The organism is Chitinophaga sp. NPDC101104 (genome assembly GCF_050277495.1).
Lineage (GTDB): Bacteria > Bacteroidota > Bacteroidia > Chitinophagales > Chitinophagaceae > Chitinophaga.
The window spans coordinates 1720704-1738874 of the sequence record NZ_JBNNSF010000001.1; the positions used below are offsets into that span (position 1 = coordinate 1720704).

Below are 18171 nucleotides of genomic sequence, written 5' to 3' on the forward strand. Positions count from 1 at the left end.
GCTTTCGCTCCCGGGCAGGGTTTTTATTATCTGCAATGAATAACCGGATCAGGCGCTGCAGGTTACGCAGCCTTCTTCCATGGTGCAAACCGCACCTTCCACGATCTCCATTTCCCCGGAGCCTTCGGCAGGCATAACGGGCACCATGTTCTGGCCGCCCTGTTTTTCCACCGTAAACTGAACGGCTTGCGCTGCAGCCTGCGTGCGGAGGTAGTACATGCCGGTTTTGAGGCCTTTCTTCCAGGCATAGAAGTGCATGGAAGTAAGCTTGGAAGCCGTCGGCTTGTCTACGAACAGGTTCAGCGATTGCGACTGGCAGATGAACGCACCGCGGTCGGCCGCCATATCGATGATCGTACGCTGTTTGATCTCCCAAACGGTTTTGTACAGTTCCTTGATGTTGGACGGGATCTCGGGGATGCCCTGGATGGAACCGTTCGCCGCGATGATCTTGTTCTTCATGTCGTTGTCCCACAGGCCGAGCTCTACGAGGTCTTTCAACAGGTGTTTGTTCACTACCACGAACTCTCCGCTCAATACGCGGCGGGTGTAGATGTTGGAAGTGTACGGCTCGAAGCACTCGTTGTTGCCGAGGATCTGCGAAGTAGATGCAGTAGGCATGGGCGCCAGCAGCAGGGAGTTGCGCACGCCGTGCTTTTTGATCTCGGCTTTCAGGCCGGTCCAGTCCCAACGGTCAGACGGCTGCACGTTCCACATATCGTATTGCAGGATGCCTTTGGAAATGGGCGATCCTTCGTAGGAAGCGTATTTGCCTTCGGTGATGGCGAGGTCTTTGGAAGCGGTCAGCGAAGCGAAATAGATCGTTTCGAAGATTTCCTTGTTCAGCTGTTGGGCCGGCTCGCTTTCGAAGGGATAGCGGAGGAGGAAGAACGTGTCTGCCAGGCCCTGCACGCCGAGGCCGATGGGGCGGTGGCGGAGGTTGGAGTTGCGGGCTTCTTCAACCGGGTAATAGTTCTGATCGATGATACGGTTCAGGTTGATGGTAGCCTGGTAAGTAACGTCGAAGAGTTTCTGATGGTCGAACTTGCCGTCGATCACGAACCGGGGCAGCGCCAGGGAGGCGAGGTTGCACACGGCTACTTCGTCTTCGGAAGTATATTCGATGATCTCGGTGCAGAGGTTGGAGGATTTGATGGTGCCGAGGTTCTGCTGGTTAGACTTGCGGTTGGCGGAGTCTTTATACAGCAGGTACGGCGTGCCGGTCTCGATCTGTGCGTCGAGGATGGCGAACCACAGGTCCTGCGCCTTCACGGTTTTGCGGGCGCGGTTTTCGGACTCGTATTTTTCGTACAGTTTCTCGAATTCTTCGCCCCAGCAATCGGCCAGTCCGGGTGCTTCGTGGGGGCAGAACAGGCTCCAGTCGCCATTTTCTTCCACACGTTTCATGAACAGGTCGGGCATCCAGAGGGCGTAGAAGAGGTCGCGGGCGCGCATTTCTTCCTTACCGTGGTTTTTGCGGAGGTCGAGGAACTCGAACACGTCTGCATGCCAGGGCTCCAGGTAAATGGCGAACGCGCCTTTGCGCTTGCCGCCGCCCTGGTCTACATAACGGGCCGTGTCGTTGAATACGCGCAGCATGGGGATGATGCCGTTGCTGGTACCGTTGGTGCCGCTGATGTAGGAGCCGGTAGCGCGGATGTTATGGATGCTGAGGCCGATGCCGCCTGCGCTCTGGGAGATCTTGGCGGTCTGCTTCAGGGTATCGTAAATGCCGTCGATGCTGTCGCCCTTCATGGTCAGCAGGAAGCAGGAGCTCATCTGGGGCTTCGGCGTACCGGCGTTGAACAGGGTAGGGGTAGCGTGTGTGAACCAGCGCTCGCTCATCAGGTTGTACGTTTTGATGGCGGAGTCGATGTCTTCTTTATGGATGCCGACAGCTACGCGCATGAACATGTGCTGCGGGCGCTCGGCGATCTTGCCGTCCACTTTCAGGAGGTAAGAGCGCTCCAGCGTCTTGAACCCGAAGTAATCGAACGCGAAATCGCGGTCGTAAATGATGGTGGAGTCGAGGATGTCGGCGTTCGCCTTGATGATCTCCCAAACATCGTCGCCCAGCAGACCGGCGTTTTTGCCGGTTTTGGGGTCAACGTATTCGTAGAGTTTCTTCATCGTTTTGGAGAACGACTTCAAAGTATTTTTATGCAGGTTGCTCACCGCGATGCGGGAAGCGAGCTGCGCATAGTCCGGATGCTTGGTCGTCAGGGAGGCGGCGGTCTCTGCGGCGAGGTTGTCCAGCTCGCTCGTGGTAACACCGTCGTACAGTCCCTGGATCACTTTCTTCGCTACATCTATTGAATCTACGTATTCCGGCGCCAGTCCGTAACACAGCTTCTCTACCCTTGCCGTGATCTTGTCGAACTTGACAGTTTCCTTTCTGCCGTCTCTTTTTATAACGAACATAGTGTGATGAATTTAGTGGGTGAAAAATGAATATGGCTGATTGAGGTTATACGAATGAACTAGAAATCTTCGTCGAGGCTGAAGGTTTGTGTTTCCTTGTTGCCCATTACGCCGGCTTTCTGGTAGTCGCCCACGCGTTTTTCGAAGAAGTTGGTTTTGCCCTGGAGCGAGATCATTTCCATGAAATCGAAGGGGTTGGTGGCGTTGTAGATCTTGCTTGCGCCCAGTGCCTGGAGCCAGCGGTCGGCTACGAACTCGATGTATTGTTTCATGAGGTCGGCGTTCATCCCGATGAGGGCTGCGGGCAGTGCTTCGGTGATGAATTCCTTCTCGATGGTAACGGCGTCGGCGATGATCTCGTGCACTTCTTTTTCGCTCAGCTTGCCTTCGAGCATGGAGTACAGCAGGCATGCGAATTCGCAGTGGAGGCCTTCGTCGCGGGAGATGAGCTCGTTGGAGAAGGTGAGGCCGGGCATGAGGCCGCGTTTTTTCAGCCAGAAGATGGAGCAGAAGGAGCCGGAGAAGAAGATGCCTTCTACCGCCGCGAACGCTACGAGGCGTTGGGCGAAGGTACCGTTCTCGATCCAGCGGAGGGCCCATTCGGCTTTTTTCTTCACGGCCGGTACGGTTTCGATGGCGTGGAAAAGACGGTCCTTTTCGGAGGGGTCTTTCACATATGTATCGATGAGGAGGGCGTAAGTTTCGGAGTGGATGTTTTCCATCATGATCTGGAACCCGTAGAAGCAGCGGGCCTCGGGGATCTGCACTTCGCTCATGAAGTTCACGGCCAGGTTCTCGTTCACGATCCCGTCGGATGCGGCGAAGAATGCCAGTACGTGGGAAATGAAGTGGCGCTCGCCGTCGTTCAGTTTGGCCCAGTCTGCCAGGTCGCCCGACAGGTCGATCTCTTCCGCGGTCCAGAAGCTGGCTTCATGGCGTTTGTATTGTTCCCAGATAGCGGGGTAGTTGATGGGCAGGAGTACGAACCTGTCCTTGTTTTCCTTCAGTAATATCTCGTTCTCGTTATTCATACAAGTTTTTTTATATGGTTAACCAGTTTTAGTTGCCAGTTTTGTGATTGAACGTGATCCGAAGGGCGACGAAGGTCCCTCATCCTCGTAAGGAAAGTAGCGGGGCCGTCAGCCAATACCTTGGATCGCGAAGGTTTTGACGTTGTCCGAAGTGCTGGCAGGTCTCCTGGCTATCCCTTGCCGGGGGCCTTCCCGCCCCGCTTTCGCGGAACAGTGGCATAATTTGTAGAAACCGGCATTGACAGGGGGTTACAGTAGCGCGTCTGCCCGTGATTTGCACACGGTTCCCTTTTAATTCCTCGCGTCGGACACGTCCGGAAGCCAGCACATCGTTGTCAAGAACTGCTGCAAATGTAATGATCAAACCCCCTGCACAAATTCATAAGTTACCCCCATATGTGGATAAAGAACTCAACAACTTTGGAGACGCCGCAGGGGCGGCGGATCGGGGCTTTTACACACGTAAATGCAGGTATTTGTTATGAGGAATTCTTACAATGTGTTGATTTTCTGGCACATATTAGCACAGTTAAAATGTATGTCGATCCGGGCACTGAAACCCAATTATTTGCACATTCATGGAAAAATGCATTTCTTTCCGGTGGATGGGAGGTATCGGAGCAGCGATCTCCATTTTTCAATATCCACACCCGAAAAACAGGGACCGTGAGGACTCCGGCTTATCCACGTTCCCGCATTGGAACGGAAGTGGAAAAACCGCAATCGCGGGAAAGGGTTAAAAAACAGGATTTCAATGTGAAGATCGTATCACGAGCGTGTCGCTTCCTCCCGTAACTTGCAGGTAACGTTAAATTCCGCGGATGGAGCAGTTGTTGGACCGAATTGCGAAAAACAGTGACCAGTTGGCTTTCGGCCAGCTCTTTTCCCATTACAGCGACCGGCTCGTTTATTTCGCCGCGGCGCTCGTCCGCTCCCGCGAAGAAGCCGAAGAAGTGGTGGCCGACGTGTTCGTGAAACTCTGGCAGAACCGCGCCCGCCTCCTGGAAATCCAATACTTCCAGACCTATCTCTACACCGCCGTCCGCAACACCGCCCTCAACCACAAATCCCGCTCGCTTTTCCCGCACGAAGAACTGGACGACCAGCACGCCGCCCTCATGCCCTGCGTAGTGTCTCCGGAAGAATCCCTCATCAGCCGCGAAAACCTCCGCCAGATAGAACAAGCGGTAAACGGGCTGCCCCTCCGCTGCCGGCTCATTTTCAAGCTCGTCAAGGAAGACGGGCTGTCGTACCGCGAAGTGGCCGAAGTGCTCGATATCTCCGTCAACACCGTTAACGCCCAGATCACCATCGCCCTCAAAAAACTCGGCTCCGCCATCGACCTGCGCAAGCCGTTCCGCATCCCCCTTCTCCGTAAATGACGGGTCGTCAAAATATTTTTTCAAGTCTTTTAACTGGACGGTCGAAAAACCGTGTCTAACTAATTAACCACCTGATTTTTTCCAGCATGGAACAAGAACAAAAGCTTTGGGAATTACTCGGCAAGGAATTGTCTGGCAGGCTCACCGAGAAAGAGCGGCCGGAGCTGGACATCCTGAAAAAGCAGTTCCCCGAAGCCGCCAGGCAATACGAAATATTAGGTTCGTTGCAGTTCAGGAGCGCAGAAACGCCTCCTGAAAGGAAAGAAGAACTGCTGGGCCGCATATTCGCCGCAGCCTCAGACCCGGCCGAAGCATTACCGGCCGAAATGCCCGGCCCGCCCCGCTGGCGGAAACTTTGGCTCGCCGCCGTTCCCCTCGCCGCCGCCCTCTGCGCCGGCGCCTGGTTCTGGATCGGGAACGGCAAGTCGGAAGATAAAGGCTGGAGCACCGTGCAAACGCGCAAAGGCAGCAAATCGAAGCTCACCCTGCCAGACGGCACCGAGGTGGTGCTCAACGCCGGCAGCTCCCTATCGTACGCAGAAGGCTTCCGCGACGGGGCACGCGAAGTGCGCCTCAACGGAGAAGGATATTTCAAAGTGGCGCAAAACGCCGAGCATCCATTCATTGTAACCACCAATTCAGTCGTAGTACGCGTACTGGGCACGGAATTCAACCTCCAGGCGTACGATTCCGAATCGAAAACGGAAACCACCCTCATTTCGGGTAAAGTAGAAGTGACCGTGAAAAAAGAAGGGAAAAGCTATCTCCTGGAACCCCGGCAGAAACTGGCCGTGGTCAGCAATCCGCCGCCGGCCAAAACGGGCCCCGCAGCCGTCCGGAACGAGCCCGCTCCGCCCAAAGTTGCGCTCCTCGCCGCTGATACCGACGACCGCGACAGCTCGCTCACCGCCGGCGCCTGGGTCGAAAACAGGCTCGTGTTCAACGACGAGCCCCTCGAAATCCTCGCGCGCCGCCTGGAACGATGGTACAACGTGGAGGTGGAGATACAGGACGAAGCCCTTAAACAAACCCGCTTCACCGGCAGCGTAGAAAATGAACCGGTCTCGCAGATACTGGAAATTCTGACCACGATCAAACCGATAAAATACAAAGTCACCGCGACCAAGATCATCATTTACTAACAAAAATTGCTAACAATGTACAGTTTACCACGTTCCACTTTCCAGCCTTCCTGACGCCCACCGTCCGGAAATAGGAACGGGAAATGCGCCAACATTCCCCGTTCAGTAAGTATGCAGGAAATCCGTCTGCTTTGGATTTCAACGGGTTTCCTATTGCCTTGACTTAACAATCAAATCTATGAAATTATTTACAAAACACGCTGCCAACAGGCAGTGGCATCAACTATTGCTGATCATGAAGATGAGTTTTGTGCTGACCTGCCTTTTCCTGCAGGTACATGCCGGCGTCTATTCGCAAAAACGTATCAGCGTGCAGGCCGACAGGCTGCCGGTGAGCCAGGTGCTCGCCATGATCGAGATGAAAACGTCGTACCGTTTTTTCTATAACAGCGACGAGCTTCGCAAACTCCCGCCGGTATCGCTCAACGTGACCAACAGCAGCCTGGCGGACGTGATGTCGCTCGTGCTCGCCAGCCACATGCGCTACCGCGTGATGGACGACCGCCTGGTAGTGCTCGGCAACGATATCGGGAACAAACAGTTCAAGCGCCTGACCGGTAAGCTGACAGACAGCAAGGGCGGCCCCGTTCCCGGCGCCACCATCGTCATCAAAGGCACCACCAAAGGCGTGGCCAGCGATGCCGACGGCCGCTTCGAAATAGAAGTGAACAACGGCGATGTGCTCGTGATCAGCATGATGGGCTTCAAAAAACAGGAAGTGCCGGTAGCGGGCAAAGATCAGCTCGACATCGTCCTGGAAGCCGATGTTGCCGGTTTGCAGGAAGTGCTGGTAGTGGGATATGGTACCCAGAAAAAAGCGAACCTCACCGGCGCCGTAGCCTCCGTCGGCGGCGAAGTGCTGGAAAGCCGGCCGCTCGTGAACCTGGCCCAGGGGCTCCAGGGCGTAGTGCCGAACCTGAACGTGAACATGAACAACGGCGCCCCCGGCCGGGGAGCCACTTTCAATATCCGCGGCACCGGTTCCATCACGTCTGGCAACGACGCGCCGCTCGTGCTGGTAGACGGTGTAGTGATGGACCCCAACCTCATCAACCCGGCAGACGTGCAGAACGTTACCGTGCTCAAAGACGCGGGCTCCGCCGCCATCTACGGCTCCCGCGCCGCCAACGGCGTGATCCTCATCACCACCAAGAACCCCAACAAACATCAGCCCATGCGGCTGTCCGTCAACAGCACCTACTCCTTCAACCGCCCCACGTACCTGCCGAAATACATCAACTCCGTTGATTATATCCGCATGTTCCGCGAGGCCGACAGGACCGGCGCCGACGGCGGCAGAACTTCTTCGGAGCCTTTCACGACCGAGGATTCCATCCGCGCCGCGGCATATTATAATAATCCCGCCAACACCTCGCCCGTATACGTAGACCCCAACAATCCGAACAAATACCGCTACGTGGGCAATACCAACTGGCTGGACGAGCTCTATCCCGGATGGGCGCCCATGTGGGACAATTCCTTCTCCCTCAGCGGCGGCTCCGGGAAAATATCCTACGTGGCCAGCCTGGGATATCTCAAGCAGGACGGGCTCATCGAAGCGGCCGACCAGCGGTACAAACGCTACAACGCATCGCTGCGCCTCAACGCGGAAGCCACTTCCTGGCTCGACCTGAATTTCAAAGCGGCCCTGAACCGGTCCGATTACAATACGCCGAACGCTACCCAGTTCGCGGAAAGCAATGTGAACGATTTCGCGTTCATTTCCAGCGACCTCCGTCCCATCATGCCCGTCAAACACCCCGACGGGAACTGGGCAGGACAGGGCAGCTTCACGAACCCTTTCGCCGTGATGGCGGAAAACGGGCGCGTTAAGGAAAATAAAACCGATATCTGGCTCACCGGCGGTTTCACCGTGAAACTGCTCCGCAACCTCCGCATCATCGGCGATCTGACCTGGAACAATTACGGTGCGGGCAGAAGCATCCATTACAAAGCGTTCAAGGAATACGGGGTAGACGGAAGGCTCATCGGCACCTATCCCTGGACGAACCCCGACCGCCTCATCCGCCGGGCTTCCAACGACGGGTATCATGCCATCAACATCTATTCCGAATACTTCACCACCTTCGCACGTAACCACAACCTGAAGCTCATGGCGGGTTACAACGAAGAACTGAAGCAGAATCTCTCGTTCAGCGCCACCGGCCGCAATCTCCTCGATCCCACGATGGAAAGCCTCACGCCGAACAACGATCCTACCGCCACATCGCAATCGGTCGCCAATTCGATCTCCGAATGGGCCGTCCGCGGTGGTTTCTTCCGCGCCAATTACGATTTCAAGGAAAAATATTTATTGCAGTTGACGGGCCGATACGACGGAACTTCCCGCTACGCCCGCGGCAAGCGGAACGTGTTCTCGCCTTCGGTATCTGCCGCCTGGCGCGTGTCTGAAGAGAATTTCTTCGCCGGCGCGAAAACCTGGGTGAACGATCTGAAGCTGCGCGCTTCCTACGGCATGCTGCCCAACCAGCTGAGCGACAACCCGTATCCCTACATCACTTTCATGCCCACCGGCACCACCGGCTACCTGTTCGGCAACAACCCCGGTGTAATTGTGGGCGCCCCGGCATTGGTGAGCGCGGATTTTACCTGGGAAAAAGTAACGACGCTGAACTTCGGGCTGGACCTCACTTCGCTCAACGACCGGCTCACTCTCGGTTTCGATATCTACCGCCGCAAAACGACGGACATGATCACCGCAGGCCGCCTGCTGCCCGCTATCCTCGGTACCAGCTCTCCCGCCCGCAACTCGGCCGACCTGATGAACAGGGGATGGGAACTGGCGATCGGCTGGAAAGACAAGATCGGAAGCGATGTGCGGTATAATGTGTCGCTCGTGCTGGCCGACAACCAGGCAGAGATCACCCGGTACGAAAACAATCCGACCGGCAACATCGGCGATCATTACGTGGGCAAGAAATGGAACGAGATCTGGGGGCTCGAGACCGACGGATTCTTTACTTCCAACGAAGAAGCGGCGGCAACCGACCAGACGCAGATCTGGGCCGGTAAATGGCTCGCAGGCGATATCCGTTACAAAGACCTGAACGGCGATAAAAAGATCACCCGCGGCAGCAGCACTTTGTCTGACCCCGGCGATCAGAAGATCATCGGCAACACGACTCCCCGTTATACCTACGGCGTGAACCTCGGCGTCGAATACAAGGGTTTCGACTTTACCGCGTTCTTCCAGGGCGTAGGCAAGCGCGACTGGATGCCGGGCGGTAACTATTTCTGGGGCTTCAACAGCGAGTGGGATGTGCCCATGGAATATCACACCGATTACTGGCGCCCCGACAATACCAATGCTTACTATCCGCGCCTGCGCTTCGAAGGCGGCGGCAACTTCCAGGCACAGACGAAATACCTGCAGAACGCAGCTTATGCGCGCCTGAAGCAGCTGACGCTGGGTTACACCCTGCCGGCAGAATGGCTGCGCGTGGCGAAAATCCAGCGCCTGCGCGTATTCGCGACTGGTCAGAACCTGTTTACCATCACCAAAATGCACAAGGCGTTCGACCCCGAACTGCTGGGGGCGCAAAGCTACCCGCTGAGCCGCACCATCTCGTTCGGCCTGCAACTGGGCCTGTAACCGCATCCGAATCCGTTGATCAAAAAACAGCAAGAAATGAAAAAAACGCGCATCATATCAATCGCCATGCTCGCCCTCGTTTTCGGCGCAGCCTGCAAAAAGGATTTGCTGGACCGCCTGCCGCAAGACCGGCTCAGCGACGCCACTTTCTTCAAGAATGAAAACGACCTGAAAATATACGCCAACCGTTTCTACACGATCGTTCCGTTCCAGGGGCATACCGGCGATGTGGGGTCAGACAACTTCGTGCCCCGCGACCGCAACGCATTCCTCGCCGGAACATACACCGTGCCCAATACGGGCGGCGGCTGGACGTGGACCAACGAGCGCGAAGCCAATTATTTCCTCGCAAGGTACGAGCGTGCCGACGCTTCGGCGGAGGTAAAAGCCAAATATGCCGGCGAAGTGAAATTCTTCCGCGCGTTCACCTGGTGGCGTAAAGTGGTGCAGTTCGGGGACGTGACCTGGTTCGGGAAAGACCTGAACGAGAATTCTCCCGAGCTCTTCGCCCCGCGAACGCCCCGCGCCGTGGTGATGGACACCGTGCTGAAAGACCTCAACTACGCCGTGGCCAACCTGCCCGTGCCTGCCAGCGCCGAGCAGGACCGTATCAACAAGGATATCGCCAATGCGATGAAGGCCCGCATCTGCCTGTGGGAAGGTACTTACCGCAAATACCGCGGCCTGGCCGGGGCGGACGCCTGGCTCCGCGAAGCCGCCACCGCCGCCGAAGCCGTGATCAACAGCGGCAACTACGCCATCTACACCTCGGGCACGCCCACGAAAGATTACGTGAACCTGTTCATCCAGGAAGAACTGCGCGGGAACAAGGAAGCCGTGTGGGCACGGCGGTTCGTCAAAGACCAGTCGATGCACAACACCACCCGCCAGATCGCCGACGTATGGCCCAGCTTCAGTAAGGATTTCGTGGAGTCGATCCTCTGCGACGACGGGCTGCCGATCGGCCTGAGCCCGCGGTACCAGGGAGACGATACCCCAGAGAAAGAGCGCACCAACCGCGATCCGCGATACACCCAGCTCATCGTTACGCGCGATTATGTGGTGACGCAGAATGCAGACGGCTCGGCCGACAAAATCACCCTTCCCCGCATCCCCGCCGTTACTACCGGCTACGCCAGCGCGAAGTACAAAAGCCCGGACCCCGTGCAGTGGGTGGCCAATCAATCCACCCTCGATCTCTTCCTCATCCGCTACGCCGAAACGCTGCTGATCTACGCAGAAGCCAAAGCGGAACTGGGCGAAGCTTCGCAGGCGGTCATCGATCAAACCATCAACAAAATCCGCGACCGCGTAGGCATGCCGCACATGATCATCGCCGCACTCGTGAAAGACCCGAACTCCACGTTCCCCACGCTGGGCGTGCTGCTCGACGAAATCCGCCGCGAGCGCCGCATTGAGCTGGCGCAGGAGAATTTCCGGTTCGACGATATCATCCGCTGGAAGGCCGGGTCGCTCATCAACAACCCGAAAACCATCGTGGGCATGAAACTGACGGCCGCACTGCGCGCGCAATATCCCGCATCGCAGGTGGCAGGCATCCAGGTGGATGCAGACGATCACATCCGCGTGTACACAGACATCACGAACCGTACCTGGAACGATAAATTATATCTCTATCCGCTGCCGCTGCAGGAAATGAACCTCAACCCGCAGCTGAAACCGCAGAACCCGGGATGGTAAAAGGTTTGGAAAGGAAAGTAATTAAAACGACGAAGGGGGCTTTGGCCCCCTTTTTCATGCCCTAGATCCGCGGCACCTTGTTCCTGAACTTTTGCTGGATGACCTCCTGCACGGGGATGCCCTCGATCTTGCTTTCGAGCCAGCTCACGATGTCGAGATACAGATAGCTGCGGCGTTCGTAAGGGTTTTTCGCGATGATCTCCAGTTTGCCTTTCAGGTCGCGGAAAGCGGTGCGCAGCGCGCGCGGATTGGCGTACATGTTTTTGCGGAGGAACTTCAGGATTTCCTCCATCACCTGGCTAAGGTCTTTGTTCTTGGCGATGAAGTGATACACCGATTTGATGAGATATTCCACCAGGCTGTAGTTCTCCAGCTCGTAATGCGCGATCAGGTGCAGGATCCGCGCGAAGCACTGGATATCGGCCCGGAGGTTCCCGATCTTCAGCTGGATGATCTTATTGAGATAAATGATGGCGTTGTCGTTATCGCCGCTGCCGAAATACAAACACGCGATCTTATAGTAGAAAACGAGCACGCGATGCTGGTCTACCGTCAACTGATGCTCGCTGATCTTTTCCTCCACTTCCTCCACCAGCTTCAAGCCCTCCGAGAAAGTACCGTCGAGGAAATGGCGGTTGATCTTGCCGGTGTAGAGGTACACGAACGCGTTGGTGCGCGTGTTCTCGTTGAGGCTTTCCTCTTTTTCGGTGATGAAATTTTCCATCTCCTGGAGCACTTCGGTGAACTTGTCGTGGTTCATGGTATGGAAGTGCGCCGTCAGCAGGTTATGCATGGCCTTGATGTACAAGTCCATGTCCGTATCCTTCAGAGTGGGGTATTCGCTGAAAAGGTCCACCCACTTCTGCGTGTACCTGTAATACATGACGAAATCCTGCAGGATGTAATAATACCAGCAATACGCCTGGTACAGGTAGATGCGCTCGTAAAAGCTCATCTGCTGCTGATGGACGGGCGGGAGGTTGGTGTCGAAGAACGATTTGAGCATGAGGGTATCTTTCTCGTCGCGCGCGTGGCCGAGTTTGAGATAGAGCCCGTACATGCGGAGCGCCAGGGTAGAGAGGCGCGATACGTTGTTGAGCTGTTCGTTGATGAGGCGGCTTTCTTCGGACAGTTCTTCCGCGCGGTTGTCGAGGCTGCGGGTGATGTGACGGGTTTCGATGAGCTTTTCGAACTCCACGATCTCGAAGTACAGCATCACTTCTTCCTGCTCGCGGGCAGACACTTTCGCTTTGGCGAGGATTTTCAGGCTCTGATTGTATAAACCCTTGTTATACAATACCCTTGCGTAATCCAGCTGCTCCCGGAGCTCGATGAGCGCATCCTTCGTTTTGTAGAGCAGCCGCAGGGTGGTAAGGAGATGCTTGTACAGATGTGCCTTGATATTGCTCAGCTGCTGCTTCTTGATGTCGGGCACACGGCGGAGGATCTGCTCGTCGTCGTACTCCTTCATCTTGTCGAGCGCATTGAACAACTGTATGAAAAGAACGTCTTCTTTCGTATTGTCCCGGTTAAAAGCCAGCTGGAAGTTCCTTTTTTCTGCTTTGGTGAGCGTTTTTATAAGTATGAACAAGGCATCGTTCTGCGTGTTGGACATCGTTGTTATTGGATTATAATAATTTGACTTTCAATAAGTTAATGGCCTCAGGCGACAGTTGCTAATCGTAATATTGACAAATTTAACGAACTGAGGTTTAAAAGTGTCAATTAGATTTGAAGATGTAAAGTGATAGGAAAAGCAAATATAAGGGTTTGAAGATAAATGCATGTTGAGAGTTAATATTTAACATATAATTGTCAAAATGCATGTATTGGCACCCGGTTTATAAAGTCAAATTCGCATGGGGAAAACATTATTCGACAAGATCTGGGACAGCCACATTGTGGCGAGCCGGCCGGGCCATCCGGACGCGGTGTACATCAACACGCATTTCATACATGAAGTAACGAGCCCCCAGGCGTTCGACGGATTGCGGAAGCGGGGCGTTCCCGTGTTCCGTCCGGCAAAAACGCGGGCCACGGCAGACCATAACGTTCCCACCCTCGATCAGCACCTGCCCATCAAGGAAGCCCTGAGCCGCAAGCAGGTGGAAATGCTCACGCAAAACACCGCCGAGTTCGGCGTGGAATTATACGGCCTCGGCCATCCTTACCAGGGCATCGTTCACGTGATCGGCCCCGAACTGGGGATCACCCTGCCGGGGATGACCATCGTCTGCGGCGACTCCCACACCTCCACCCACGGCGCCTTCGGTGCCGTAGCCTTCGGGATCGGCACGAGCGAAGTGGAACAGGTACTGGCCACCCAGTGCATTCTGCAGTACAAACCCAAAAGGATGCGCATAACTGTAAACGGCCAGCTGAAGAAAGGCGTCGTATCCAAAGACATCATTCTCTACATCATTTCGCAGATCACGGCCGCAGGCGGCACGGGCTATTTCGTGGAATACGCCGGCGAAGCCATCCGGAGCCTCAGCATGGAAGCCCGCATGACCATCTGCAACATGTCTATCGAAATGGGCGCCCGCGGCGGCCTCATCGCTCCCGACAACACTACTTTCGAATATATCAAAGGCCGGGAATTCGCCCCCAAAGGCGAAGACTGGGAAAAATCCCTCGCGTACTGGAACACCCTCCGTACCGACGATGATGCCGTGTTCGACGCCGAACTGACCTTCGACGCCGCCGACATCGAGCCGCAGATCACTTATGGCACCAATCCCGGCATGGGCATGGGCGTTACCGGCAACATCCCTGCGCTGGCGGATATCGAAGAGAAAGAACAGCTTTCGTTCTCCAAATCCCTCCAGTACATGGACCTTCAGCCGGGCAGCCAGCTCCTCGGCAAAAAAGTGGATTATGTGTTCATCGGCAGCTGCACCAATTCCCGCATCGAAGACCTCCGTATGGTGGCCGAATTCGTGAAAGGAAAGCAAAAGGCCGACGACGTAACCGTCTGGATCGTGCCAGGCTCCAAGCAGGTAGAAGCACAGGCCATCGCAGAAGGGATCGACAAGATCTTCGAAGCCGCAGGCTTCCAGCTGCGCCAGCCCGGATGCTCCGCTTGCCTGGCCATGAACGAAGACAAAATCCCGGCAGGAAAATATTGCATCGCCACCTCCAACCGCAACTTCGAAGGCAGGCAGGGCCCCAACGCCCGGACCTTCCTGGCAAGTCCGCTGACCGCCGCCGCAGCGGCCATCACCGGCAAAGTGGCAGACGTGCGCGCAATGATTTAATTCCCTGAAACAGCACCATCAACATGGACAAAAAATTCGCAAACCTGGTATCCTCCGTGGTACCCTTACCGATAGAAAACATCGATACGGACCAGATCATCCCGGCCCGTTTCCTGAAAGCCACCACCCGCGACGGTTTCGGTGAAAACCTTTTCCGCGACTGGCGTTTCAATGAAGACAATACGCCGAAGGCCGGCTTCGTGCTCAATAACGATATCTACAAAGGCAAAGTGCTGGTGGCCGGCAAGAACTTCGGCTGCGGCTCCTCCCGCGAACATGCGGCCTGGGCGCTGGGCGACTACGGCTTCAAAGTAGTGGTGAGCAGCTTCTTCGCCGATATTTTCAAGAACAACGCGCTCAACAACTTCATCCTGCCCGTGCAGGTGAGCGAAGATTTTCTGCAGAAGATCTTCCGCGCCGTCGAGAAAGTGCCTTCCGCCGCCATCGAAGTGAACCTGGAAGAGCAGTTCATCGAAATCAAGGCAACGGGGGAGAAGGAAAACTTCGACATCAATCCCTACAAAAAAACATGCCTGCTCAACGGGTACGACGATATCGATTATCTCCTCAGTCTCCGCAACGAGATCGAAGCATACGAAACAACAAGACCTTTTAATTTCTAAAACAATCTATGGGAGTTTCAAAGAAAATACTGGTAATACCCGGAGACGGGATCGGACAGGAAGTAACCGCGTGGGGTAAGAAAGTGCTGGAAACGATTGCGGTGAATTTCAATCATACATTTACGTTTGACGAGGGCATCATGGGCCACGTAGCCATCGAGGCCACGGGCGATCCGCTGCCGGCGGAAACGCTCGACAAGGCGCGCGCATCCGACGCGATCCTTTTCGGCGCCATCGGCCACGCCAAATACGACAACGACCCTACCGCCAAGGTGCGCCCGGAACAGGGGCTGCTCAAAATCCGCAAGGAACTGGGCCTCTACGCCAACCTGCGCCCCATCAAACTGTTCGACGACCTGCTGCAGGCTTCCAGCATCAAGCCGGAAATCCTCCAGGGTGCCGATATCCTCTTTTTCCGCGAACTGACCGGCGACGTGTATTTCGGGGAGAAGCAGCGCAGCGAAGACCGCGCCACCGCTTCCGACCTCATGATCTATCACAAATATGAAGTGGAGCGCATCGCCCGGAAGGCATTCGAAGCCGCCCGCACGCGCCGGAAAAAACTCTGCTCCGTAGATAAAGCCAATGTGCTGGAGGCTTCCCGCCTGTGGAGAGAAGTGGTGCAGGAAATCGCGAAGGAATTTCCCGACGTGGAAACCGAGCACATGTTCATCGACAACGCCGCCATGCAGCTCATTAAAGACCCGAAACGCTTCGATGTGGTGGTGACCGGCAACCTGTTCGGCGACATCCTCACCGACGAAGCTTCGCAGATCGCGGGCTCCATGGGCATGCTGGCATCTGCCTCCGTGGGCGACCGCGTAGGGTTCTACGAGCCTATCCACGGTTCCGCGCACGACATCGCCGGCAAAGGCATCGCCAATCCGCTGGCTTCCATCCTGTCTGCCGCCCTGCTGCTCGATATTTCTTTCGGCCTGAAAGACGAATCGCAGCGCGTGATCCGCGCCGTAGACGCTACGCTGCGCCAGGGCTACCGGACCATGGACATCGCCAATAAACATACCGCCAACGATATGCTGCTGGGTACCGATGCGATGGGCGCCCAGGTGCTGAAAAACCTTAACTAATCAACTGTTTACAATATCATGGATAAGAATAGAGTATACGTATTTGATACCACGCTGCGCGACGGCGAGCAAGTGCCCGGCTGTCAGCTCACCACCGTGGAGAAGATTATCGTAGCAAAAGAGCTCGAAGCCCTCGGCGTAGACGTGATCGAAGCCGGCTTCCCCATCTCCAGCCCCGGCGATTTCCAGAGCGTTGTGGAGATATCCAAGGCAGTGTCCGAACCGGTCATCTGCGCGCTTACGCGCGCCAATACGGCCGACATCGACGCTGCCGCGTCTGCACTGGAGTTCGCCAAGCGTAAGCGCATCCACACCGGCATCGGAGCATCCGACATGCACATCAAATATAAATTCAACTCCACCCGCGAAGCCATCCTCGAAAGAGCCGTGAGCGCCGTGAAATACGCCCGCAAATTCGTGGACGACGTTGAATTTTACGCAGAAGACGCAGGCCGTGCAGATAATGCCTACCTCGCGCAAATGATCGAAGCCGTGATCGCCGCGGGCGCTACCGTGGTGAACATTCCGGATACCAACGGCTATTGCCTGCCGGAACAGTACGGTGCCAAGATCAAATACCTCGTAGACCATGTGTCGAACATCGACAAGGCGATCATTTCCGTGCATTGCCATAACGACCTCGGTCTGGCTACCGCAAATACCATCGCGGGTGTAATCAACGGCGCACGCCAGGTGGAATGTACCATCAACGGTATCGGCGAGCGCGCCGGCAACACATCCCTGGAAGAAGTGGCGATGATCCTCAAAACGCACCACGCGCTGGGGTATAACACCGGCATCAACAGCAAGCGCATTTACGACATCAGCAACCTCGTGTCTAACATGATGCGCATGCCCGTGCAGCCGAACAAGGCGATCGTGGGCCGCAACGCGTTTGCGCACAGCTCCGGCATTCACCAGGACGGTGTGCTGAAGCACCGCGAAAACTACGAAATCCTCGATCCCGAAGATATCGGCCTGTCGTCCAACGCCATCATCCTCACCGCGCGCAGCGGCCGCCATGCGCTGAAACACCACCTTGAAAGACTGGGTTACAAGATCGACAAGATCAACCTCGACGAAGTGTACGCACGTTTCCTCGAGATGGCCGACAGCAAGAAGGAAATCAACGACCACGATCTGCTGGTGCTCATGGGCGACGGCGATGCGGGCCATTACGACGACAAGGCGATCAAGGTAACGCTGCTCCAGGTGGTTTGCGGCGATCCCCTGCGCCCGATGGCTACGGTGAAACTGCGGGTGAACGGAGAGGAAAAGGAAGCGAGCGCGGCCGGCAACGGTCCGGTGAACGCGACCATCAATGCTATTTCCAACATCATCAACGACGAGATCACCATCGACGAATTCAGCATCCAGGCGATGCACGGCGGGAGTGAAGACGTGAGCAAGGTGAACATGCGCGTGCATAAAGACGGTAAATCCTATTACGGGTTCGGTTATTCGACCGATATCGTGAACGCGAGCGTGCATGCTTATGTGGATGCGCTGAACAAGATCTACTAGCCGGAAACTGCTATATTATTCTCCCGGAAGACCGCCATGGTGCGGTCTTTCGTCGTTTTTGGGAGTACTGTGTTTGTCGCGGGTACTTCATGTTGGACGAGTTGCGTTTTGGGAGAAAATGTATGTGATGATGGATTTGATCGATGGGATCAGGCAACGCGGGTTCGGTGGATGAAATAAGGGAATGGAAGCCTGGATGTGCGGATGGATTTCATCAAGGGAAGCCCGCGATGGTTTAAAATTACTGGCGGCTCCGGCTTCCACAAGTTGTAGCGAAAGCGCGACGGAAGGGCGGATAATTTTTCATCCGGTCACAGGATGGGAAGGCGGTAAGGCAGCGGGGATTCTGGGGGGATGAGCGAAGTGATATAATAATGTACGGGAACCAT

Annotated in this window: 12 protein-coding genes and 1 riboswitch; of the genes, 9 read left to right on the forward strand and 3 right to left on the reverse strand. The window is 55.7% G+C overall.

The genetic code is table 11. The features are described 5' to 3' along the window. Positions 1-48: 48 nt before the first annotated feature. Both ACQKLP_RS07110 and ACQKLP_RS07115 read right to left on the reverse strand, forming a co-directional pair. Positions 49-2421 carry a ribonucleoside-diphosphate reductase subunit alpha gene (locus ACQKLP_RS07110; protein WP_427321407.1) on the reverse strand — a complete coding sequence of 791 codons (2373 nt, stop codon included), beginning with the start codon at positions 2419-2421 and terminating at the stop codon, positions 49-51. A gap of 59 nt (positions 2422-2480) precedes the next feature. Further along, positions 2481-3452 (reverse strand): ribonucleoside-diphosphate reductase small subunit, encoded by a 972-nt coding sequence (locus tag ACQKLP_RS07115; RefSeq protein ID WP_427321409.1) that lies wholly within the window; start codon positions 3450-3452, stop codon positions 2481-2483. A gap of 139 nt (positions 3453-3591) precedes the next feature. After that, a riboswitch (cobalamin riboswitch) is annotated at positions 3592-3793 on the reverse strand. A gap of 55 nt (positions 3794-3848) precedes the next feature. Between ACQKLP_RS07115 and ACQKLP_RS07120 the strand changes: the two genes are divergently transcribed. The 5 genes from ACQKLP_RS07120 (at position 3849) to ACQKLP_RS07140 (ending at position 11290) form a co-directional block, all read left to right on the forward strand. Continuing rightward, the gene (locus ACQKLP_RS07120; RefSeq protein ID WP_427321411.1) at positions 3849-4247 is read left to right on the forward strand and encodes a hypothetical protein; all 399 of its coding nucleotides are present in this window, start codon (positions 3849-3851) and stop codon (positions 4245-4247) included. A gap of 26 nt (positions 4248-4273) precedes the next feature. Next, on the forward strand, positions 4274-4834 hold the full coding sequence (locus ACQKLP_RS07125) for an RNA polymerase sigma-70 factor (protein WP_427321413.1): 561 nt from the start codon (positions 4274-4276) through the stop codon (positions 4832-4834). 86 nt (positions 4835-4920) lie between these two features. Continuing rightward, a complete protein-coding gene (locus ACQKLP_RS07130) occupies positions 4921-5976 on the forward strand; it encodes a FecR family protein (protein WP_427321415.1) in 1056 nt (351 codons plus the stop codon). 178 nt (positions 5977-6154) lie between these two features. Then, positions 6155-9589 carry a TonB-dependent receptor gene (locus ACQKLP_RS07135; RefSeq protein WP_427321417.1) on the forward strand — a complete coding sequence of 1145 codons (3435 nt, stop codon included), beginning with the start codon at positions 6155-6157 and terminating at the stop codon, positions 9587-9589. A 36-nt stretch (positions 9590-9625) separates the two neighbouring features. After that, complete coding sequence (locus ACQKLP_RS07140; RefSeq protein ID WP_427321419.1) at positions 9626-11290, forward strand: RagB/SusD family nutrient uptake outer membrane protein; 1665 nt, start codon at positions 9626-9628, stop codon at positions 11288-11290. Positions 11291-11351: 61 nt separating this feature from the next. Here the strand turns inward: ACQKLP_RS07140 and ACQKLP_RS07145 are convergent, their stop codons facing one another. Next, entirely contained in the window at positions 11352-12905 is a 1554-nt protein-coding gene (locus ACQKLP_RS07145; RefSeq protein WP_427321421.1) for a hypothetical protein, read from the reverse strand. A gap of 244 nt (positions 12906-13149) precedes the next feature. Between ACQKLP_RS07145 and leuC the strand changes: the two genes are divergently transcribed. The 4 genes from leuC to ACQKLP_RS07165 are packed head-to-tail and all read left to right on the forward strand — an operon-like array spanning position 13150 to position 17782. Further along, the gene (leuC, locus tag ACQKLP_RS07150) at positions 13150-14547 is read left to right on the forward strand and encodes a 3-isopropylmalate dehydratase large subunit (protein WP_427321423.1); all 1398 of its coding nucleotides are present in this window, start codon (positions 13150-13152) and stop codon (positions 14545-14547) included. A gap of 23 nt (positions 14548-14570) precedes the next feature. Then, positions 14571-15170 carry a 3-isopropylmalate dehydratase small subunit gene (gene leuD / locus ACQKLP_RS07155; RefSeq protein WP_427321425.1) on the forward strand — a complete coding sequence of 200 codons (600 nt, stop codon included), beginning with the start codon at positions 14571-14573 and terminating at the stop codon, positions 15168-15170. Positions 15171-15178: 8 nt separating this feature from the next. Further along, positions 15179-16258, forward strand: coding sequence for a 3-isopropylmalate dehydrogenase (gene leuB / locus ACQKLP_RS07160; RefSeq protein WP_427321427.1), 1080 nt, complete (start codon positions 15179-15181; stop codon positions 16256-16258). A gap of 18 nt (positions 16259-16276) precedes the next feature. Further along, a complete protein-coding gene (locus ACQKLP_RS07165) occupies positions 16277-17782 on the forward strand; it encodes a 2-isopropylmalate synthase (protein WP_341843360.1) in 1506 nt (501 codons plus the stop codon). The last annotated feature ends 389 nt before the right edge of the window (positions 17783-18171 follow it).